Genomic DNA, 20,191 nt, shown 5'->3' with positions numbered 1-20,191 from the left:
ATATAATAATCCGCAATTAAATTATTGATTCAATCGCGAAAAACAATAAATCAACAGAAAATCCCTTTCGTTCCCTGAATTCAACAGGATATTGCGCTGAGAGGACTGGCGGGGCTATCCCGTCCCATGTGCGGTTCCGGATGCCGTCAACAGCTAGCTGCCGAGGATTTCCGCGATGGCCTCGGTGCAGATGCCGACTGCTTCATCCAGTTCGGCTTCTATAATCGTCAAAGGCGGATTGAAATAGAGCACATTGCCGAGCGGGCGCAGGATCAGACCTTTCTCCAAAGCCTTTTTGTAGATCTGATAACCGATCCGCAGGTCCGCATCAAAACCGGTCTTCGCCTGCTTGTCGGTCACCAGCTCGATGGCATGTATCAGGCCGATATGGCGGATCTCGCCCACGTTGGGGTGGTCCAGCAGCGTTTCGTTCAGACGCTTGGTCAGATGTTCGGCGCGGATCGCGGCTTTTTCCAGGATCCGTTCCTCGCGGAGTACCTTCTGGACCGCCAGCGCCGCGGAGCAGCCCAGCGGATTGCCGCTGTAGGTATGGCTGTGCATAAAGGCCTTGCCTTCGCTGTATTCGGCATAGAAGGCGTCGTAGATTTTGTCTGTCGTGATCGTGATTGCCATAGGTAAGTAGCCGCCTGTGAGCCCTTTCGAGACGCACATGATGTCGGGGCTGACGCCGGCATGGTCGAAGGCGAACATTTTGCCGGTCCGTCCGAAACCGGTCGCGATTTCGTCGGCGATCAGCAGGACGCCGTAAAGGTCGCAGAGTGCGCGCAGTTTCTTCAGGTAGAGCGGTGGATAGATGCGCATGCCCGCGCTGCCTTGCACCAAAGGCTCGACGATCATGGCGCAGGTTTCGTCACCGTGTTCCGCAAAGGCTTTATCGGCATAGACGAAACATTCGCAATTGCAGCTGTCCCGATTTTTCTGGAATGGGCAACGATAACAATCCGGCGCCTCGATCTGGTTTGTGTCCATCAGCATCGGCTGGTACATTTTGGCGTACAGATCCATGCTCCCGACCGCCAGCGCGCCCAAGGTTTCGCCGTGGTATCCTTCCGTCAGGCACATGAATTTCGTCTTCTCCTTGTGGCCGGTCTGGTATTGGTACTGGAAACTCATCTTCAGCGCGCATTCTACGGTCGCCGATCCGTTGTCGGAAAAATTGAACTTCGAGAGTCCGGCCGGGATGATCTCCATCAGCTGCTCGCACAAAGCGATCGCCGGCTCATGCGAAAAGTTCGCGAAAATCACATGCTCCAGCCGGCCGATCTGGTTGATGAGCGCTTCGTTGATCGTTGGATTGCAGTGCCCCAGCAGGTTGCACCACCACGAGCTGACGATGTCAAGGTACGTTTTCCCTTCCTTGTCGTAAAGAAACACGCCTTCGCCCCGGTCGATGATGATCGGCTTGAGTTCCTCATAATCCTTCATCTGCGAGCAAGGGTGCCAGATGTATTTCAGGTCCTTTTCGACTAGATCCATCCGACCGCCCCTATCCATACAATCCCGCCAGCGTCGCCGCATCGATGGCGATGGCCGCTTCATCCTTTTTCACGCAGGCGATGACGGGCACGCGGGTGAGGATCTCGACCATCTTCTTGTTGTCGCGCATCATCGCATTGGCCGCGTCGTAACGGTTCAGGATGATCCCCTTCACCGGGATGCCGCGCCTTTTCATGTAGTCGACCGTGAGCACTGTCGCATTGATTGTGCCAAGGCCGGCATCAGCGACGACGAGCGCGCCCAGCCCCAAAGCCGTGATGACATCCTCAAGCAACAGCTGCGCATCGTCGTCGTAGCGGAGCGGGCAGACGATGCCGCCGCTGCCTTCCATCGTCACGTAGTCGTATCGGGACAGCGCTTGCTGATAAGCGGTCATCACGACAGCCATTTTGACGGGATTGCCCTCCAGCTTCGCGGCCAAGTGCGGCGAGACGGCCTTTTCGTAGACGTAGGAGACGGAATTTACCGCGTCATCCTCGGATATTCCCGCCACATCCGCGACGTAGCCCGCATCCCCGGTTCGGAAACCTGCCGCAGTCTTTGCGATCCCGCTGAGCGCGGCCTTGTAGTATCCGGCGGAATGACCGGCCTCGCGCAATTTTTTCACGATCAGCGCCGTAACATAAGTCTTCCCGACATCCGTCCCGGTCGCAGTGATGAACAATCCTTTCCCATCAGTCATCGCGTAGGACCACCTCGTAACCGAGTTCGCCCAGCATGCGCATATCCTGTTCGATCGTGATGCCGTCCGTCGTCAGCATATCGCCGGAAATGGCTGCATTGGCGCCGGAAAGGAAGCACTGCCTGCCTTTATCCGCAAGCAGCCCCCTTCCACCGGCCAAGCGGATGTATGCATCGGGAGCCAGCATCCGGAAAATAGCGATGATGCGGCTCATCTCGTCGTCGCCGACGACTGCGTTTCCCTCGAACGGCGTGCCCGGGATGGGATTCAGCAAATTGACGGGTATCGAGCGGATGTCCATTTCGCGCAGGTCGATGACCATATCGATGCGGTCCTCCATCGTTTCGCCCAAGCCGATGATGCCGCCGCTGCAGACGGTCAGGCCGGCCTTTTGCGCGGCGCGGATGGCGGCGATCTTGTCGTCGTAAGTATGGGTCGTGCAGACATTCGGGAAGTTCCGCCGCGAAGTTTCCAAGTTGTTGTGGATGCGCGTCAATCCGGCCTGCTTCAGTTTGGCGAATTCCGGTTCCTCCAAGAGCCCGAACGAGCCGCAGAGTGCGATGTCGGATTCCTTTTGGACTGCTTCCAGGCTTTCGCAGACCCTGTCCACTTCCTTGGGGGACAAGGCCCTGCCCGAGGTCACGATGGAATAACGCAGCACGCCGCGCTCTTCGTTGTATTTCGCTTGTTCGACGATCGTTTCCGATCCGATGAGCGAGTAGGCATCCACTTTCGTGCGGTAATAGCGGGATTGGGCGCAGAACTTGCAGTTTTCCGAGCATTTGCCGCTCTTGCCGTTGATGATCGTGCAGACATCGAACACATTTCCGCAGAAATGCGCGCGCACCTCGTTGGCGGCAGCGCACAGTTCTTCGAGCGGCACTTCTATTAATTCCAGTGCTTCCGCTTTTGTGAGGCGTCCACCGGCATACAGTTTGTTTTTGATTGCTCCCATTGTCGTCATTTTCGTAGTCCTTCCTTTCCTAAAGCCCTTTTCTGATGACCGGGATCAGCCGTTTGCCGAGTGATGCGCCCAGTAAGCAGAGCGCGATGTCGCCGGGCACGGACAAAAGGAAGCCGTACAGGAACAGCGGTCCCATCGCGATCGGGGCACCGATGACGTAATTGCAGATGAGGTAGTAATAGATCAGCCCGAACACATACACGATGCCCAGACCGGCCAAGCTGGCCAGCAGCAGCCGCTGGAACGACGGCTGCGCCACCTTGTGCGCGATCACGCCGGTCACATAGGTGCCGACGCAAAAGCCGATCAGGTAGCCGAAGCTCGGTTTCAGGATATAGCCGATGCCGCCGCCTTCAGCGAACACGGGCAAGCCGGCCAACCCCATCAGCAAATAAAGCGACACGCTCGTTGCCCCGAGCCTTCCGCCCAATAACACGCCTGCCAGCATCGTGAACAGGAATTGCAGTGTGAATGGCACAACCGGCACCGGCACGCGGATAAAAGCCCCGACCGCGATCAGCGCGGCGAACAAGGCGCACAGGACCATCTCCTTTGTGGTCAATCTTCGGTTGGCCCGCTCTTCATTTTTTACGGATAAAACAGTCTCTTTTTCGCTCATCATCATTCTCCATTCATTCTGATATTGTACTTGCATCAATAATTACATAGGCGGAAAACTATGTCAACCGTATAAATGTTGTGGGTAACAATGAAAAACACTGAGAAAACTTACTCCTCTGACGATTTGGGTGTTTTTGGAGCGGTTGCACGGGTTTGCACTTTTTCTGTTTTTAGCGTACGAACCAAAAAAAGACCCGTAAGCAAAATTTGCTTGCGGGTTCTTAATTGTTGCCATCAGTTGCTAGTCGTATAGGCTGGGGCTATTCTTTTCTCATTGTCGATTCCCGGATCAACAGCTCGTTATCCAGCGTTTGGATCTGGTCGACTTCCTTTTTCAAGATCAGTTCCATCAGGATTTTGGCCGCCAATTCGCCGGATTCCATGAATGGATAATGGACCGTTGTGATGCGCGGATAGACCGCCTCGGTGATTTCATAGCCCCCGAAACCCGCCAAGGAAAGCTGATCCGGTATTTCGATTTGCAGTTCGTGGGCCGCGCGCATGATCCCGATCGCGATATTGTCGGTCGCGCCGATCACGAAGGTCGCTTTTGATTGCGGCAGGATTTCCAGCGCCTTTTCGTAGGCGTCCTTCATGGCAAAGCTCGTTTTGACGAAGGTATAGTCGATGTCGTGGCCTTTGAAAGCCTGCTCGATGCCGTTGCGCCGGGTCACCCCGACCGCCTTATCGGATTCGTCGACCCCGAAGACAAGGATGTTCCTGTGCCCGTTCGCCACCGCATAGGAGCCGACCGAATGTCCCGCCTTCTCGTCATCATGGATGATGCAGTGGAAATCGGGATGCGATTGCCCGACGATGACGACGGGAACATCAGCATCTTCGAACGCCTTCACATGAGCCGGCGTGATGGCCGCCGCGAAGAAGACGATGCCGTCGACGCGCTGCTTCGCCAAGGTGGAGATGGCTTCAATTTCGCGCTCGCGGCTCTGATCCGCATTCGTGATCAACAATTGGTTTTTGGAAAGGCGCAGACTGTTCTCCAAGCCGCGCAACGCTTCATTCGTCGCAAAGGAATTCAGACGCGGAATGATCGTCCCGACCATGTGCGTACGCTTCGCTTTCAGGCTTTGGGCAAATTTATTCGGTTTATAGTCGTTCTCGGCAACGATTTCATCCAGCTTCGCCTTTGTTTTTTCGCTGACCGCCCCGCCGTTCAGATAGCGGGAAACGGTGCTCTTCGCCACACCGGCCATTTTGGCGATGTCATTGATGGTGACCATAGTTAGCATGCACCCCTTTCTTGTGCTGCATAGCGGACTTTGTTCCGTATCCGTATACATATTCGTTCTCTGTCTTTGATTATACAGGTGCGAGGGGTTCGCCGCAACGGACCCGGGAAGGAAATCTGCCTGTTGGGATTGGCCGGAGTTCCGGCCCACATTCCGATCGAACGCAAAAATCCGCACGCCGCCGCGGACAGCCTCCGCAAGGGCGGTTTGGGGCTGTCCTACCGGCAGAATGCGGAAAGGAATTCAGTTATTCAGATGGCTTTTGTTCTGTTGGCTTGCGGCGCGCGCCTTTGTTTTTCAGCGTCTTGGTGCGGATTTTTTTCTTTTTGATTTTCTTGGCTGGCGCCTGCGGGGACGCTTCTTCCTCTTTCAAGGCAGCTTTTTTCTGGATTTTGGCTGCTTTGGCTGCGGCCGGTTTCTGCGCATCGCGGATTGCGTCACGGTCTTCCCGGCTCGGCAGTTCGTTGACGAGCTCGCCTCCGTAGATGAAGAATTCTTTCACTTCATCCGGATGCGGCGCGAAGCGTTTGATATCGCGACTGTTGCGGTCATTCACCAAGGACAGCACAATCCCTTTTTTGCCCATCCGGCCCGTACGTCCGGATCGGTGCAGGTAGGTTTCCTTCGAAAGCGGCAGATCGTAATGGATGACGTAAGGCAGATCCTGGATGTCGATCCCGCGGGCGGAAACATCCGTCGTCAGCAGGAACGTCGCGTTGCCTTTGCGGAATTCCTCCATGGCGCTCTTACGCTGCGCCTTGCCGTAATCGCTGTGCAGCATGCGGACATTGATGCCCTCGAACTGCAGTTTTCCCGCCAAATAATCAAGCTCCTGCGTAGAATTCACGAAAACGAGCGCCTGCATGCCTTCCAAGTTGCCCAAACGGCGCAGCATTTCCGCACGCTTCCGCGTCGGCGCCTCGATGAAGCCATGGACAGTCTGGTCCATGAACTGGCCTTCCTTAGTCGTGTCGAACCAAAGCGGCTCCGTGTTGAACCATTTCTGGATATCCTTCAGGTTTTCGCTGTTCGTAGCCGAGAAGAAACCCATCTGGCGGGCGCCCGGCATTTTTTTGATCAATTCGCGCAAAGCACTCAGATGCTCTTCCTGCATCAAGTAGTCGGCTTCATCCAAGATGACCGTCTTGATGTTGTGCAGTCTGAGTTTTTTCTGGTTGGCCAATTCCAGCAATCGTCCCGGTGTTCCGACCACGATTTCCGGCTTTTCCTTCAGCTTGTCGATCTGACGGCCCACGTTAGCGCCCCCGATGATCACTTGCGCGGTCAAGTCCTTCAGGGAACCCCATTCCGCCAAAACGTGCCCTACTTGGTGCGCCAATTCCTGCGAAGGCACGAGCACCAATAATTGCAATTCCTTGTTGGCATCCGTTTTTTGCAGCAACGGGATGGCATAAGCCAAGGTTTTACCGGTACCTGTCGGCGATAGACCAACGACATCTTTGCCTTCCATCAACGGCTTGAAGACATTTTCTTGGATCGGCGTCGGCAGCTGAAAACTCATCTCGTTCCAGTATTTCTCGAATGGCATTGCCATTTCTTCCATCATCATCATTTATTTCCTCATTTCTTATAGTGCAGCTTGTTATTAAGCTGCGGTGCAAGCCTCGCGCGGAAGCATCCGGCTGACCTACGCCTCATCTAAATCCGCTGGATAAACGATGCCCGCTTTTTTGCGCAAAGCTTCCATTGTCCGGTTGACGTCTCGGCTGATCTGCGTCCAACGTTCATAGTCTTCTATAGTATCAGGATTTTCCGGATCATTCAAGACGCCCGCGAATGCACGGACCTCGTCATCCATGAAATGTCCGGACGCTTTTTCGGCTAATTGATAACGTTCCTCGGTCTCGCCGTCTACCAGTTCGACGGATTGGATCAAATTGACGCCATCGAGAATCAACGTTTTTTTACCGCTGTAGATTTCCGAATCAGCGAAAGAATTGTAGATTTTCGACGTGTGCAGGCTGACTGTGAAATACGGATATGTCAGAAGCATTGTGCCGGCTCCATCTACGCCCGTCTGGATTTTCTTGGCGGCATAATCGACTTCCTCGGGCACTCCGAACCATGCGATGGCAGCATAAAGCAAGTATACGCCCAAATCGGAGAGCGCCCCACCGGAAAAATCCAGCGAGAAAATGTTCGGTTCCTCGCCGGCCAAGACTTGGTCGTAGCGGGAAGAATATTTGGCATAAGTGAAGCTGGCGCCGTCGATTTCGCCCAATTTGGCGATCTCGTTCTTGACTAGCGCGAAGTTCGGTTCATGCAGGTGGCGGGCTGCTTCAAACAGGAAAACATTGTTGGCTTTCGCTGCGGCGAAGGCAGCCTCCCATTCCTTCGTGTTCGAGAAGATTGGCTTCTCTACGATGAGATGCTTGCCGTTCGCGATGGCCGACATGGCTTGCTCAAAATGGAGGCTGTTCGGCGATGCGATGTAGATGGCGTCCACTTCCTCCAAGGCTGTGAATTTGTCCAACTCCGTGACGAACAGGTCCGCGCCGTAGCCTTCCCCGAAACTCTGGGCGTTGAACTGGGTGCGGCTGTAGACCGCTTTTATTTCGAATTGTCCGGATGCTTTTGCCGCTGTGGCGAATTCATGCGCGATGCTGCTCGTTCCGATGATGCCTAATCTGATCATGGCTTAATCCCCTCACTCACTGTTTTCTTTTGAACATTCTATTCCTATTCTACACTAATCCAGAGTGGATTGCTTAGTGATACCATTTTTTTGAGATGCAAAATGAATGATTTTTGTAGGCATGATTTGGGCTGGTGCCCGGTTAAAGCATCCCCTTTGCAACAGAATCAAAAAAGCATCCCGATACAAATGATGGGATGCTTGCGTTATACATTACAGGAGTTGCTTTCCCGCCCGTTTCAGCTCTTGGCGCTGCTTTTGGCGTTTCTTCTTTTCGGCTTCCGTCAGCGGCGCATAGTCCTTCAGATCCGGCAGGACGCCGACGGACACTTCCCACAGATAGAGGCTCGCAATCGAACCGTATGGCGCGTAACGCCGTTTGTATTTCTGGAAAAGCTGCTTTGTTATTTTGCGGTGATGGTACACCATCCGCAGTCCGCGATGGATGGCGAGGTCGTCCCAACTCAGCACGTCCTGACGGCCCATTGAAAAGATCAGCAGCATCTCGGCTGTCCATTTGCCGATGCCGCGCAGCTGCGAGAGTTCGGCGATGACCGCTTCGTCGCTCATGACCTCCAGCGCCTCCAGATCGCATTCGCCGGAAAGGACTTTTTCGGCCGCTTCACGGATATAGGTCGCTTTGCGGGTCGACAAACCGCACTGCTGGATTTCTTCGACGCTCGCTCGGCAAAGATTCTCCGGCGTGATCGCTCCGAAAGCGGCAAGCATCCTTTTCCAGACGGTCTCCTGGGCCTTCATCGAAATCTGCTGGCCGACGATATTGTTGATGAGCGCCGAAAAGAGATCCGCATCAATCGGCCGCTCAATCGGTCCAATCCGGTCGATGATGTCCGCCAAGATTGGATCCTTTGCCTTCAGATAGCGGATCGCTTCTTCGTCATAATAAAAATTCATCTTATCCATCCTTGTTCTGCATATTTACAGCCATTATATCATTTTTCAGGAAGGAACATTAAAAGATAAAGCGCATAGCCCACTGAAAGAACCACCATCACGAGGCTGCTGATGAGCTGGACAGATCCATCACCTTCCACTGCAAAAAGGCTCGTCGCATTGATGACCGCATGCGCAAGGATGCCCGGCCACAAGCTTTTCGTTTTCATGAACAACACCGTAAACAGGAACCCGATCGCGGTCGCGTAACCGATCTGCAGCAGCGTCGGAAGAAAATCCGCCCCGTTCAGCAGGTTCACGATGTGGCCCATCCCGAATGTGACGCTGGAGATGAGCATTGCCGAGCGGACACTTTTCCTGGATAAAGCTTTGAACAGGAAACCTCTGAAGATGACTTCCTCAAGGAATCCGATGAATAGCATGCAGATGATGAACAGGACCGAATCCAGAAAAGACTGCTCAAAGACGACACCGTTCCAAAGATTGGCCGTCGACAGGACAATCAGCGGCAAAAAATACAGATACTTGCGGTAATCGGTGGATGCAACCGGCCGGAGCCCGTAGTACTGTTGCAGCTTGTTCTTCCGGATCCATCCGTAAAGAAAGAAACTTAACACTAGCGCCACTGGCAAAGTGATCACTTTCAGGATCCCGATTTCTTCGGACAGCCCATCGGCGGTGCTGATGCCGATGACATAGACAGCAATCCACATCAAGGCAAAAAACAATTCATTCTTCTTGTATAATCGTTCCATCGTGCACTTCCCTCACTCATTTGATGATGGAAACCTTAAAAAAGCCAAGGACCCGAAAGTCCCCAGCTCTATCATTTTCTTTAGACTGTCTTATGCGTATCGAACCCGATGCGTTTGCCCAAGTTATGATCTTGGTGGCCTTTTTCGAAATTAGTGGGTTTTTGGATACGCGTGATCATTTCCAATTCCTGATCGGTCAATGTGAAATCGAAGATGTCGAGATTTTCTTTCATGCGATCGGCATCCTTCGTTTTCGGAATCGGAATGAGGTCACGTTGCACGCACCACTTCAATGCGATCTGAACCGGTGTCTTGCCATATTTTTCGCCGATCTTGATGACTTTGCTTTCCGAGATGATCCGACCTTTTGCCAATGGGCTGTAAGCCATGGTCACGATATTGTTGTCGTAGCAGAAGTCATCTACGACTTCCATATTGTTGTACGGGTTGATTTCGAGTTGGTTTACTGCTGGTTTGATCCGACAATTTTCCAGTAACTGCGTCAGATCGCCGCGCATGAAGTTGGAAACACCGATACTGCGGACGATTCCGGAGTCTGTGGCATCTTCCAACGCTTTCCACGTTTCTGCGTTGACATCGTCGCTTTCGCTAGGCGAATGGATCAGGAACAGGTCGATGTATTTCAGTCCGAGACGGTCATAGCTGGCTCGAATAGCGTCCGTTGCTTTCTCAAAACCCATGTCGTCTTTCCAGATTTTAGTGACGACGAAAATGTCATCTCTGGAAATGCCGCCATTGATTGCTTTTTGGATACCGCGGCCTACGCCGGCTTCATTTCCATACATGCTGGCTGTGTCGATTAGGCGGTACCCGCGCATGATGGCCATGAAGACCAATTCTTCCGCTTCATCATCGCTCACATTCCAAGTGCCGTATCCGATACCGGGGATTGTAAAACCATCATTCAAAGGCATTCTGTCCATTAAGCTCTTCACCATGATAACCCACACTCCTTCTACTTATTACCTTAAGTGTAACGCAATTCAGTCAGAAATACAAAAATTATTAATGCGCTTACATAACAAACTGGGGGGAAAGCTCTTCCAACACCGTCTAGGCGTAATCAGAGCACGCGCCTACAGCTTTTCGGAAACTGAGCCGCTCGTCAAGGTCACGATGACCATTTCCGGTCGGTTGTTGATGCGGAACGGGAATGAGGATCCGCCGAGACCTCGGCTGACGACTAGTTTCTTTTCCTGATCTGTCGGCAACAGATAGACCCCTTCGGTATGTTGCGGCATCCGGCCTTGTCCTGGTGCATAGAGTCCGCCCAGTCTAGGGATGCGGATTTGACCGCCGTGCGCATGGCCGGCAAATGTGATGTCAGCTGATTTCTCTGGATTGATATGGTATTTCAGGAAATGTTCAGGCCGGTGCGCCAGCAAAAGGCGCGTCTGGCCTTGCCAATCTTTGCGGAGCTTGATTTTTTTCAGGAAATCCTTCGTGATTTTCTGGATGGCTGCGCTTTTGTCGCTCAGACCCATTATGACGACAGGCTTTCTGCCTTTTGCCAGGACGCTGATTGCTTCATCGTCCAAAAATCGGATCCCTGTTTTCTTGTACAGATCCAACGCAATGTGGAACATCGGAGAGTGGCGGTCATGGTTACCGTTGATGGCATAGGTCGGTGCAATCGCCGCCAATTTCCGGAACAGTTTTTCCGCCACCGAGGGATCAAAAGGATGATCCCCTTGAATCTGGTCGCCGGTCAGAAAGATGAAGTCCGGTTCCGCTTCTTTGGTCATGTCGATAAGCTTATTCAGATCGATTTTCTCTTTCGGCAGATGGAGATCAGAAATCTGAACGATCTTCAGCCCTTCGTTTTCCGGCGCAAGGTTCTTTACCGGAATTGTGTACTCGGTCTTCTGGATCCATGTGTTTTGGAGATGCAGATAGGCCGCCGCGCCCGCCAAAACGGCAGTTTTCAGCAAGCTTTTGTTTTTTATGTTCATATTAATCATCCTTCATGAAACCCAATTGTTTCCTTTATTCTAATGCTTTGGAGCGCTTCCGTCAAAGTAAAACGGTTGGCTCTAGTGACCGTCGGATCCGGGCGAATTTCCTGAAAGCATCGGAAAATTGCCCAATGCCCTTCAAAAGGGTGCGTTTCACTTCCTATTTAATAGTTCGCATGGTAAGTTTAATGTATAGATATTACTATTCAACATTATAACATCACCATGGAAGGAATGAATCTATGCATATATTTACAGAAAAATTAAGGGAAGTCCTGCAGTCCGTGCTGCCAATCACGCTGCTGGTCGTCCTGCTCCACTTTACTTTGACTCCGCTCGAGACGATTGACCTGCAGCGGTTCCTGTTTGGGGCGTTGCTTATCATCATCGGCCTGTCCATCTTCCTTTTCGGAGTGGACATCGGCATCACGCCGATCGGGAAATTCCTCGGGAAAGGTTTGGCCCGCAGCGGCAGCATGAAATACGTGCTCGGGATGGGGCTTGTGCTCGGCTTCTTCATCTCGATTGCGGAACCGGACTTGCATATTTTGGCGACGCAGGTTTCCGAGGTAACGAATGGCATGTATCCGAAAACCCTGCTCTTGGTTGTCGTTTCCGTTGGCATCGCCGTGATGCTGACGCTCGGCCTGTTCCGGATCGTTTACCGTTATCCGCTGAACAAGGCCTTCACGTTCCTCTACCTTGCCATCTTCGGCTTGGCCTACTTCAGCACCAACGACCTATTCGCCATCGCTTTCGATGCCTCGGGATCGACGACCGGCGCTTTGACCGTGCCCTTCATGTTGGCGTTGGCTGTCGGGGTTGCATCCCTGAACCGGCGGACGCAATCAGCGGAAGAGGACAGCTTCGGCCTGGTGGGGATCGCCTCAGCCGGCGCCATTCTGGCCGTATTGATCCTGGGCTTGTTCGTCCGCTCCGACGAACCACTCTCGGGCTCGATGCCTGCCAGCACGGCTACAGTGACCCACTGGCTTGCTCCTTTCCTGCACGAGTTGCCGAAGATCGCGGGCGAAATCCTGTTGGCCGTTTCGCCGATATTGATCATCTTCGTGCTCAACCATGTCTTCTTTGCGGATGAAAAACTCTCGAAACGTGCTTTCCGCCGTATTTTCTTGGGGATGGCTTATCTGTTTGTCGGGTTGGTGCTTTTCCTGACTGGCGTGAATGCCGGATTCATGGAAGTCGGACGCAAACTCGGCATGCTGATCGCTGGGATGGACAGCTCCATTCCGTTACTGATCGTCGGTTTTGTGCTGGGGGTATTGGTCATTTTGGCGGAACCTGCGGTATATGTATTGACGCATCAAATAGAAGATGTTACAACAGGGTATGTAAAGCGCGGTATTGTGCTGGGATTCCTGTCCATCGGAGTCGGGCTCGCCGTCCTCTTGTCGGTCGTGCGTGTGCTCATCCCTTGGCTGCAACTGTGGCACTATCTCGTCCCCGGCTATCTGATCATCATTGCCCTCTCCTACAAAGTCCCGAAGCTGTTCGTCGGGATCGCCTTTGATGCGGGTGGCGTCGCTTCAGGACCGATGACGGCCACTTTCATCCTGGCGTTCATCCAAGGCGTTGCGGAAATCACACCGGATGCCAATGTGCTCTTGGAAGGCTTCGGGATGATCGCGATGGTGGCGATGATGCCGATCATCTCGCTGCAATTGTTAGGCGCCATCTACCAGCGCAACAGTGTAAAGGAGGGTCTTTAAATGACCAAACAAGTTGAGAATACACGATTCTACGACGTCATTTTTGTCGTCGTCAACATCGGCAAAGCCAGCCGGGTGCTTGAGGAAGCGAAGAAATGCGGCATCACCGGAGGGACCATTATGCATGGTTCCGGCACGGTTTCCAGCGCTTTGTTGCGCACGATCGGTTTTTATGAAGTAAAAAAAGAGATCCTTTTTATGGTCTGCGCGCGAGAGAAGACGCAACCTGCCATCGAACACATCAGCTCACTCTTCCATTTCGAGTTACCGAATCGCGGCATCCTCTTCACAAGTCAGGTTTCGCACCTGATGGGCACGCACGGTGAACGTCTGCATCTGGACGAAAAGGAGGCCAACACGCCTACCGATCATGAAGTCTTCTTCACGCTCGTCGCCGCCGGATTGGGTGACGAAGTTGTCGAAGCAGCTGCTGCGGCAGGCGCACGCGGTGGCACCCTCTTCCACGGGACCGGGGCTTTCGCAGAAAAATGCCGGAAAGTATTCGGGATCGAAGTGGATGCCGGCAAGGACATCATCATGAACCTCGTCACTTCCAATGTCGCTCCCGCGGTGGAAACCGCCATAGTCGAACGGATGCAACTGGATGTGCCGGGTAATGGCATCCTGTTCAGTTTCGATGCCGAAAATGTGCGCGGGGTGCGTTAAGAAAAATACGATTTGATAGACCCGGATTGGTGTTTGATGCCGATCCGGGTTTTTTGTTTTGCATGCGGTGCTGGATCATGTTCCGGTTGCCCGATTCTTTGCGGTTATCGGACAACGTAGCTTTGATCCTTGTTGTGGTTGTCCGATTCTTCGCGGTTATCGGACAACGCAGCCTTGATCCTTGTTCTGGTTGTCCGATTCTTTGCTGTTATCGGACAACGCCGCTTTGATCCTTGTTCTGCTTGTCCGATTCTTCGCGGTTATCGGACAACGCAGCTTTGATCATTGTTCTGGTTGTCCGATTCTTCGCGGTTATCGGACAACGCAGCCTTGATCCTTGTTCTGGTTGTCCGATTCTTTGCTGTTATCGGACAACGCCGCTTTGATCCTTGTTCTGGTTGTCCGATTTTTCGCGGTTATCGGACAACCCTAAACATTTTTTTGTTTTCAGTAACTTTCGTTGCATATTGCGGGGGCTGTTCCCCATTTCACAAACTGTTTTACGAACTGTATCAACATCCGGAGCGAATGTTCGGAATTAAGTCAGCAGATATGCTAATTTTGTTCAATCTTTTCATTGAAAATGATTTATAACAGCATCTTAAACTGTATTATTTTTATAGATAAAACGGTTGCTTTAAGCCCGGATACGTGCTATCTTATGTCTAGTTCTTATTCGAGGAAAAAGGAGAGGTTTCACGGATGGTAAAGAAAAAGAGAGTTTTATTTGGCGGTTTGACAGCATTACTAGGTTTGACTTTGGCGGCCTGCGGGAGCGGCGAAACTGCCGACAGCAGCGCTACTGATACAGCAGTATTAACTGATTCAGAAACAGCATGGGACAAGATCGAGGAAGCCGGGGTTTTGAAGGCAGCCACTTCCGGAACGCTTTACCCTAATTCTTATCACGACAAAGAAACCGACGAATTGACCGGTTACGAGGTGGAAATCCTCCGTGAAATCGCTGAGCGCATCGGCGTGGAAGTGGAATTCACAGAAATGGGCGTGGACGGTATGCTTACTTCCGTCAACAGCGGCGCAGTGGATGTTGCAGCATTCGGGATCGACCGCAATGGCGAAAATGCCGACAAATACAATTACACAACTCCATACAAATATTCATTCGGTGCCATGGTTGTCCGTGAATCCGATAATTCCGGCATCGAAACGCTGGAAGATTTGAAAGGCAAAATCGCTGCCGGTGCGGCAACGACGACTTACATGAAAGTCGCGCGTTACTTCGGCGCGGAAGAAAAAATCTACGACAACGCGACAAACGATATGTACCTTTCGGACGTTGCGAACGGACGGACCGACGTTATCCTGAACGACTACTACGCACAAAAATTGGCGACTGCCGCTTTGCCGGATATCCCGGTAAAAGTGCATGACATTTTCTACAACCCATCCGAAACCAATTTCTCCATCAAAAAAGGCAACGACGAATTGACTGATAAATTCAACGAAGCATTGGACGAAATGCGTGCTGATGGCACTTTGGCGGAATTGTCGAAACAGTTTTACGACGGCGCGGATGTAACCGTACAGATCGAATATGATTTCCCTGTGATTGATGTAAGCGACGTAGAATAGAAACATAAAGTAAAGACGTAGAACAGAAAGGTGGGCAAGACATGTCAGGCATCCAATGGCAGTATATCTTCAATCCGGAGTTGGCTCTAGAAAGCCTTCCGTACGTCCTGAAAGGGATGGGCTATACACTTGGAATCGCGTTGACCAGCATGGTGAATGGCACGCTGCTTGGCTTTGTTCTTGCGATGCTGCAGTTGGCCAAGTTGAAACCACTACGCTGGCTAGCGCGGCTCTACATCTCCTTCATGAGGGGAACCCCTACTTTGGTCATTTTGTTCCTGCTCTACTTCGGCTTTCCGTTCATCGGCATCCAATTCACAGCCGTCACGGCGGCCATCATCGGCTTCAGCATGAGCTCAGCCGCCTACAGCGCGGAAATCATCCGCTCATCATTGAATTCCGTCAATCACGGACAATGGGAAGCGGCTTATGCGCTGGGGCTGAAGTGGTCGTTCATCATGCGGAAAGTGATCGTGCCGCAAGCGCTGCGGATCGCCATCCCGCCGATGAGCAACGTGCTGTTGGACCTGATCAAAGGTTCGTCTTTGGCGGCGATGATCACCGTTCCGGAAATGTTCCAGAACGCCAAAATCGTCGGCGGCCGCGAGTTCGACTATATGACCATGTATATCCTGGTCGCGCTCATCTATTGGGCGGTCTGCAGCGTCTTCGCTGCTTTCCAGACACGCATCGAAAAGAAATTATCTATGTATGTGGAATGACAAATAGAACTGCAAAAGAACGAAAGAAGCAACCTCGATACACGGGTTGCTTCTTTCGTTCTTTTATCATACTTCATTACCGCATAAATTTTAAGCTTTTAGTGTTCAATTTTTTTACCGGAATTCAAAAGTTTTTCTTGGGCTCTTTTGTTGCTCTCTTTAATCTTTCCATCCATTTTAACCTTTAAATCATTATGGATGCTATGGAATTTCTCCTCATCCGATTTTCCAGGCGTCCCAAACAGAAAATCTTTCAATTGGTATTCGTTGATACTATAATCTTTCATCAGCCCTTCTCTGGATATGTCCAAAGCAGCCATATGATGCTGTAATTCCAACGATTCCTTACCAAAAGGAGCATCGTACCGACTTCCCTCTTTTTTGAAAGGCGGTAATTCGTTGTATTGTTCCGAATTAAGGTGGTGCTTGCTCATCCGTATCACCCTTTCTCGATTGCAACCTTTGTCTCATGATTCAGCAAATATTCCTTCAGATGCAATCCCCCGGCATAGCCCACCAGTTTCCCGTTTGTGCCGATGACGCGGTGGCAAGGGGTGATGATCGAAATCGGGTTGCGGTTGTTGGCCATGCCGATGGCGCGGACGCCTTTCGGATTTTCGACAGCGATGGCGACGTCCTTGTAGCTGCATGTCTCGCCGTAAGGGATTTGGCGCAAAGCTTCCCAGACTTTCAATTGGAAAGGCGTTCCGGCTGCATCCAAAGGCAGATCGAATTCTTGACGTTCCCCATTGAAGTACTCTGTCAATTGACGCTCCCCTTCAAGCAACAAAGGTGTGTCCGCCTCAACCATTTCTCCAGCCGCGATTTCCTTTTCGATCCGCGGATCCAATTCCAATGCAACATGCTCCAGAAACGTGATGCCCTTGCCGTTTTCAGCCAGCAAGTATTTCCCCAGCGGCGTTTGGATATATTTATATGCTTTCATGCTGATCATCAGTCCTTTTTTTCGTAATCATGAAATCTCTCTGCTCCATTATACACAGCGGTGGCAGCAACAGGAAGCATTCTTTGTTTGTCGTTTCCTCCGGTGAACGGAGGCTTCGCCGGAGTTCGCCTCACATTCTGAATGCTCTCCTCCGGGGAGACGGGCCTCCCCGGAGGTGGGGCAATTTTTTGAACGCTCCTCCGACGAGTACGCTCTCGTCGGAGCTGAAGCCACGTCCGGCCGCTTTACTCCGGGGAGCGGCTGATTTTTTGTTTACTCCGGTGAACGCAGGCCTCGCCGGAGTTCACCCTACATTCTGAATGCTCTCCTCCGGGGAGACGGGCCTCCCCGGAGGTGGGGCAAATTTTTTGAACGCTCCTCCGACGAGTGCGCTCTCGCCGGAGCTGATTCCCCGTCCGACCGCCCTCCTCCGACGAGCAGCGCATGCCGCAAACATTTCTTATGAAATTATTTCAAGCATCTTCATGCTTTCTTCACACACTAGCTCTATAGTAGGTTCACATCATTCCTACTAGGGATGAATCTTTAGGAATTGTTTAAGAGTAAGTTGAGCCGCTTGCACAAAGAATAGTTTTGATTTAGAATAGTTTTACATCACAACTATTATCCTGCAAAGGAGCGGATTTCAATTGAAAATTGATTTTTTGAAAAAAGAGATCTGGGATTTGATACGGACCATCCAAGTTTCCAAGGATACCGTCATGTGCCCGGTCGCTAAGGATTATTGCATCACCCCGCTGCAATTGCGGATTTTGATGGAAATCAAGCTGAGCGAAGATCTGTCACTCAACCGTTTGGCGAAGCTGATGGATATGAACAACGGCAACGTCTCCACCATCTGCAAAAAACTGGAACAGCAAGGTTATCTGACGCGGGAACGGCGCGCGGACGACGAACGCTTCATTACGCTGAAACTCACCCCGAATGGCCAAGCGATCCTTCAGAAAATGGAGCAGGATATCGAAAGCAAATACTGCTTGCTGATGGAAGGCGTGTCCGAGGAGCGGCTTGAAAAAATTGCAGTCGGCATCAAGGAATTGCAGCTTTTGATACAGGAAATGAACGAACAACAACGAGAGGATTGAACAGACATAAATGGCAGATGACAAAAATAAAAACAACCGAAAATGGAATGTGAATTTGAATAACGACAACCCCGATAAACGCAGAACGACAGCCTATTACTTGTTGATGGCACTGAGCGTCCTGATGTTCCTGAACTACTTCATATTGCCTAGCTACATGAACCGAAGCGTGGAGGAAGTGACTTACAGCACATTCCTGAACCAAGTGTCGACTGGTGACGTATCCGAAGTCAAACTTGAAGAGAACCAAATCACCTTCGTCGCAACCGATGACGCAGGCGACAAACAAGTCTACATGACCGGCCTGATCGATGATCCGACACTCGTCACCCGCTTGGAAGAAGCCGACGTGACCTTCAGCAAGGACATCCCGACTGAAGCCTCCCCGATCCTTTCCATCCTGGTTTCCTGGGTCCTGCCACTCCTGCTGTTCTGGGGATTGGGTAGCCTGTTAGGGAAACAGATGGCGAAACGGATGGGCGGCGGTGCCGGTGGCGCATTATCATTCGGCAAATCGAACGCCAAAGTCTACGTAAAGGCAGGCGATTCGAAAACATTCAAGGATGTCGCCGGACAGGACGAAGCCAAAGAAGCGCTCAGCGAAGTCGTCGATTACCTGCATCAACCGAAAAAATACCAGGATATCGGTGCCAAGAATCCGAAAGGCATCCTGCTGGTCGGACCTCCCGGAACCGGTAAAACCCTGTTGGCCCGCGCTGTCGCAGGCGAAGCCGATGTGCCGTTTTTCAGCATATCCGGTTCCGAATTCGTCGAAATGTTCGTCGGCCGCGGAGCTGCCAAAGTCCGCGACCTGTTCAAGGAAGCCAACGAAAAAGCCCCATGTATCGTCTTCATCGATGAGATCGATACGATCGGTAAGAAACGCGATAACGGTGGCTACGGCGGGGGTAACGATGAGCGTGAGCAGACCTTGAACCAACTGCTGGCGGAAATGGACGGTTTTGAAGCCAACAAAGGCATCATCCTCCTGGCCGCCACCAACCGTCCGGAATCCCTTGATGCTGCCCTTCTGCGCCCGGGTCGTTTTGACCGTCGCGTACCGGTTGAACTGCCGGACTTGGCAGGACGCGAAGCCATCCTGAAAGTGCATGCCACGAACTACAAGATGGATCCAAATATCGATTACAACACAATCGCCCGCGCCACATCCGGTGCTTCCGGTGCCGAATTGGCAAACATCATCAACGAAGGCGGTCTAAGGGCCGTCCGTGAAGGCCGCACCGCCGTTACGCAAAGCGATCTGGAAGAGTCTGTGGAAACCGTCATCGCCGGTTACCAACGCAAGAATGCGGTCATTTCTCCGAAAGAGAAAAAGATCATCGCCTACCACGAAATCGGGCATGCGCTGGTCGCCGCCAAGCAGACTGAATCCGCTCCTGTCCACAAAATCACGATCATTCCGCGCACTTCCGGTGCACTCGGTTACACGATGCAGATCGAAGAAGGCGAAAAATCGTTGATGACGAAACAGGAACTGTTCAACAAAATCGTCACCTTGGCAGGCGGTCGTGCCGCCGAAGAGATCGTCTTCGGCAGCATCACGACCGGTGCTTCGAACGATATCGAGCAGATGACCAAAATGGCTCGCGCCATGATCACGCGCTACGGCATGAGCGATGCGTTCGACATGATGCAGATCGAAACCCAGACCAACAAATACCTGGGCGGCGACACTTCCATGAACGTATCCGCTGGCATGGCCGAACAGGTCGACCGCGAAGTGCTGGACATCATCAAGAAAGCCCATGAAAAGGCCGCTGTCCTGCTGAGCGAAAACATCGACAAACTCCATGAACTTTCCCGCTTCCTGTTGGTCGAAGAGACCATCACCGGTGCAGAATTCATGGAAATTGTGGGAAAATAATAGCTCACATGATAGGCACGGTTCCATCAGAACTGCCGGTATGCTAGCAAAAGAAAACAGTGTAGCTGTCTCAGCCACACTGTTTTTTGTTTTTGAAGCGCAAAATGTTCTGGTTGTCCGGTTTTTTCAGGTTATCGGACAACCTCCGTTGTGATTGGACTCGGGTTGTCCGATTCTTCCCGGTTATCGGACAACCTCCGTTGTGA

19 protein-coding genes are annotated in these 20,191 nt (G+C 51.9%); 6 read left to right on the top strand and 13 right to left on the bottom strand.

From position 1 onward, the window contains the following. Positions 1-153: 153 nt before the first annotated feature. The 11 genes from bioA to PH235_RS07985 form a co-directional block, all read right to left on the bottom strand. Positions 154-1,515: an adenosylmethionine--8-amino-7-oxononanoate transaminase gene (gene bioA / locus PH235_RS08035; protein WP_272161842.1), complete on the bottom strand. Its 1,362-nt coding sequence runs from the start codon at positions 1,513-1,515 to the stop codon at positions 154-156. Next, the gene (gene bioD / locus PH235_RS08030; protein ID WP_272161841.1) at positions 1,508-2,200 is read right to left on the bottom strand and encodes a dethiobiotin synthase; all 693 of its coding nucleotides are present in this window, start codon (positions 2,198-2,200) and stop codon (positions 1,508-1,510) included. The genes bioA and bioD overlap by 8 nt, the downstream gene beginning before the upstream one ends. Then, positions 2,193-3,164: a biotin synthase BioB gene (gene bioB, locus PH235_RS08025; protein WP_272161840.1), complete on the bottom strand. Its 972-nt coding sequence runs from the start codon at positions 3,162-3,164 to the stop codon at positions 2,193-2,195. Before bioB ends, bioD begins: the two co-directional genes overlap by 8 nt. Positions 3,165-3,183: 19 nt before the next feature. Further along, positions 3,184-3,819 (bottom strand): biotin transporter BioY, encoded by a 636-nt coding sequence (locus tag PH235_RS08020; RefSeq protein WP_272161839.1) that lies wholly within the window; start codon positions 3,817-3,819, stop codon positions 3,184-3,186. A 226-nt stretch (positions 3,820-4,045) separates the two neighbouring features. Continuing rightward, positions 4,046-5,026 carry a LacI family DNA-binding transcriptional regulator gene (locus PH235_RS08015; protein ID WP_272161838.1) on the bottom strand — a complete coding sequence of 327 codons (981 nt, stop codon included), beginning with the start codon at positions 5,024-5,026 and terminating at the stop codon, positions 4,046-4,048. 256 nt (positions 5,027-5,282) lie between these two features. Continuing rightward, positions 5,283-6,608 carry a DEAD/DEAH box helicase gene (locus PH235_RS08010; RefSeq protein ID WP_272161837.1) on the bottom strand — a complete coding sequence of 442 codons (1,326 nt, stop codon included), beginning with the start codon at positions 6,606-6,608 and terminating at the stop codon, positions 5,283-5,285. Positions 6,609-6,683: 75 nt separating this feature from the next. After that, positions 6,684-7,691 carry a Gfo/Idh/MocA family protein gene (locus tag PH235_RS08005; RefSeq protein ID WP_272161836.1) on the bottom strand — a complete coding sequence of 336 codons (1,008 nt, stop codon included), beginning with the start codon at positions 7,689-7,691 and terminating at the stop codon, positions 6,684-6,686. A gap of 213 nt (positions 7,692-7,904) precedes the next feature. Then, on the bottom strand, positions 7,905-8,606 hold the full coding sequence (locus tag PH235_RS08000; RefSeq protein WP_272161835.1) for a DNA-3-methyladenine glycosylase family protein: 702 nt from the start codon (positions 8,604-8,606) through the stop codon (positions 7,905-7,907). Positions 8,607-8,644: 38 nt separating this feature from the next. Beyond that, positions 8,645-9,361, bottom strand: a complete 717-nt coding sequence (locus PH235_RS07995; protein WP_272161834.1) for a CPBP family intramembrane glutamic endopeptidase — start codon at positions 9,359-9,361, stop codon at positions 8,645-8,647. A gap of 80 nt (positions 9,362-9,441) precedes the next feature. Then, positions 9,442-10,320, bottom strand: a complete 879-nt coding sequence (locus PH235_RS07990; protein ID WP_086628610.1) for an aldo/keto reductase — start codon at positions 10,318-10,320, stop codon at positions 9,442-9,444. A 138-nt stretch (positions 10,321-10,458) separates the two neighbouring features. Next, complete coding sequence (locus PH235_RS07985) at positions 10,459-11,334, bottom strand: metallophosphoesterase (protein WP_272161833.1); 876 nt, start codon at positions 11,332-11,334, stop codon at positions 10,459-10,461. Between the two features lie 245 nt (positions 11,335-11,579). Here PH235_RS07985 and PH235_RS07980 point away from each other — a divergent pair, with 245 nt between their 5' ends. The 4 genes from PH235_RS07980 to PH235_RS07965 all read left to right on the top strand — a co-directional run bounded on the left by PH235_RS07980 (position 11,580) and on the right by PH235_RS07965 (position 16,048). Beyond that, positions 11,580-13,067 carry a DUF1538 domain-containing protein gene (locus tag PH235_RS07980; protein WP_272161832.1) on the top strand — a complete coding sequence of 496 codons (1,488 nt, stop codon included), beginning with the start codon at positions 11,580-11,582 and terminating at the stop codon, positions 13,065-13,067. Then, the gene (locus tag PH235_RS07975) at positions 13,068-13,733 is read left to right on the top strand and encodes a hypothetical protein (protein WP_272161831.1); all 666 of its coding nucleotides are present in this window, start codon (positions 13,068-13,070) and stop codon (positions 13,731-13,733) included. It begins immediately after the preceding gene. Between the two features lie 702 nt (positions 13,734-14,435). Beyond that, a complete protein-coding gene (locus tag PH235_RS07970; protein WP_119092763.1) occupies positions 14,436-15,326 on the top strand; it encodes a transporter substrate-binding domain-containing protein in 891 nt (296 codons plus the stop codon). Positions 15,327-15,367: 41 nt separating this feature from the next. Continuing rightward, positions 15,368-16,048 carry an amino acid ABC transporter permease gene (locus tag PH235_RS07965; protein ID WP_086628605.1) on the top strand — a complete coding sequence of 227 codons (681 nt, stop codon included), beginning with the start codon at positions 15,368-15,370 and terminating at the stop codon, positions 16,046-16,048. 98 nt (positions 16,049-16,146) lie between these two features. Here PH235_RS07965 and PH235_RS07960 read toward each other — a convergent pair whose 3' ends face one another. Both PH235_RS07960 and PH235_RS07955 read right to left on the bottom strand, forming a co-directional pair. Beyond that, positions 16,147-16,482, bottom strand: a complete 336-nt coding sequence (locus tag PH235_RS07960) for a hypothetical protein (protein WP_272161830.1) — start codon at positions 16,480-16,482, stop codon at positions 16,147-16,149. Positions 16,483-16,487: 5 nt separating this feature from the next. Further along, positions 16,488-16,994, bottom strand: coding sequence for a methylated-DNA--[protein]-cysteine S-methyltransferase (locus tag PH235_RS07955; RefSeq protein WP_272161829.1), 507 nt, complete (start codon positions 16,992-16,994; stop codon positions 16,488-16,490). Positions 16,995-17,644: 650 nt separating this feature from the next. On the opposite strand from PH235_RS07955, the gene PH235_RS07950 reads away from it, so the two are divergent. Together PH235_RS07950 and ftsH are read left to right on the top strand one after the other, a co-directional pair. Next, positions 17,645-18,100: a MarR family winged helix-turn-helix transcriptional regulator gene (locus PH235_RS07950; protein ID WP_272161828.1), complete on the top strand. Its 456-nt coding sequence runs from the start codon at positions 17,645-17,647 to the stop codon at positions 18,098-18,100. Between the two features lie 10 nt (positions 18,101-18,110). After that, positions 18,111-19,985: an ATP-dependent zinc metalloprotease FtsH gene (gene ftsH / locus PH235_RS07945; protein WP_272161827.1), complete on the top strand. Its 1,875-nt coding sequence runs from the start codon at positions 18,111-18,113 to the stop codon at positions 19,983-19,985. Positions 19,986-20,191 lie beyond the last annotated feature (206 nt).

Origin of the sequence: Trichococcus sp. K1Tr, assembly GCF_028309625.1 — a bacterium.
In the GTDB taxonomy this organism is placed as follows: domain Bacteria; phylum Bacillota; class Bacilli; order Lactobacillales; family Aerococcaceae; genus Trichococcus.
The sequence above is the reverse complement of the archived record's forward strand: the minus strand, read 5'-3'. Positions and strand labels throughout refer to the sequence as shown.

Coding starts and splice junctions, on each gene's coding strand:
- bioA (WP_272161842.1), bottom strand. CDS start 1,515: ATGGATAGGGGCGGTCGGATGGATCTAGTCGAAAAGGACCTGAAATAC.
- bioD (WP_272161841.1), bottom strand. CDS start 2,200: ATGACTGATGGGAAAGGATTGTTCATCACTGCGACCGGGACGGATGTC.
- bioB (WP_272161840.1), bottom strand. CDS start 3,164: ATGACGACAATGGGAGCAATCAAAAACAAACTGTATGCCGGTGGACGC.
- PH235_RS08020 (WP_272161839.1), bottom strand. CDS start 3,819: ATGCAAGTACAATATCAGAATGAATGGAGAATGATGATGAGCGAAAAA.
- PH235_RS08015 (WP_272161838.1), bottom strand. CDS start 5,026: ATGGTCACCATCAATGACATCGCCAAAATGGCCGGTGTGGCGAAGAGC.
- PH235_RS08010 (WP_272161837.1), bottom strand. CDS start 6,608: ATGATGATGATGGAAGAAATGGCAATGCCATTCGAGAAATACTGGAAC.
- PH235_RS08005 (WP_272161836.1), bottom strand. CDS start 7,691: ATGATCAGATTAGGCATCATCGGAACGAGCAGCATCGCGCATGAATTC.
- PH235_RS08000 (WP_272161835.1), bottom strand. CDS start 8,606: ATGAATTTTTATTATGACGAAGAAGCGATCCGCTATCTGAAGGCAAAG.
- PH235_RS07995 (WP_272161834.1), bottom strand. CDS start 9,361: ATGGAACGATTATACAAGAAGAATGAATTGTTTTTTGCCTTGATGTGG.
- PH235_RS07990 (WP_086628610.1), bottom strand. CDS start 10,320: ATGGTGAAGAGCTTAATGGACAGAATGCCTTTGAATGATGGTTTTACA.
- PH235_RS07985 (WP_272161833.1), bottom strand. CDS start 11,334: ATGAACATAAAAAACAAAAGCTTGCTGAAAACTGCCGTTTTGGCGGGC.
- PH235_RS07980 (WP_272161832.1), top strand. CDS start 11,580: ATGCATATATTTACAGAAAAATTAAGGGAAGTCCTGCAGTCCGTGCTG.
- PH235_RS07975 (WP_272161831.1), top strand. CDS start 13,068: ATGACCAAACAAGTTGAGAATACACGATTCTACGACGTCATTTTTGTC.
- PH235_RS07970 (WP_119092763.1), top strand. CDS start 14,436: ATGGTAAAGAAAAAGAGAGTTTTATTTGGCGGTTTGACAGCATTACTA.
- PH235_RS07965 (WP_086628605.1), top strand. CDS start 15,368: ATGTCAGGCATCCAATGGCAGTATATCTTCAATCCGGAGTTGGCTCTA.
- PH235_RS07960 (WP_272161830.1), bottom strand. CDS start 16,482: ATGAGCAAGCACCACCTTAATTCGGAACAATACAACGAATTACCGCCT.
- PH235_RS07955 (WP_272161829.1), bottom strand. CDS start 16,994: ATGAAAGCATATAAATATATCCAAACGCCGCTGGGGAAATACTTGCTG.
- ftsH (WP_272161827.1), top strand. CDS start 18,111: ATGGCAGATGACAAAAATAAAAACAACCGAAAATGGAATGTGAATTTG.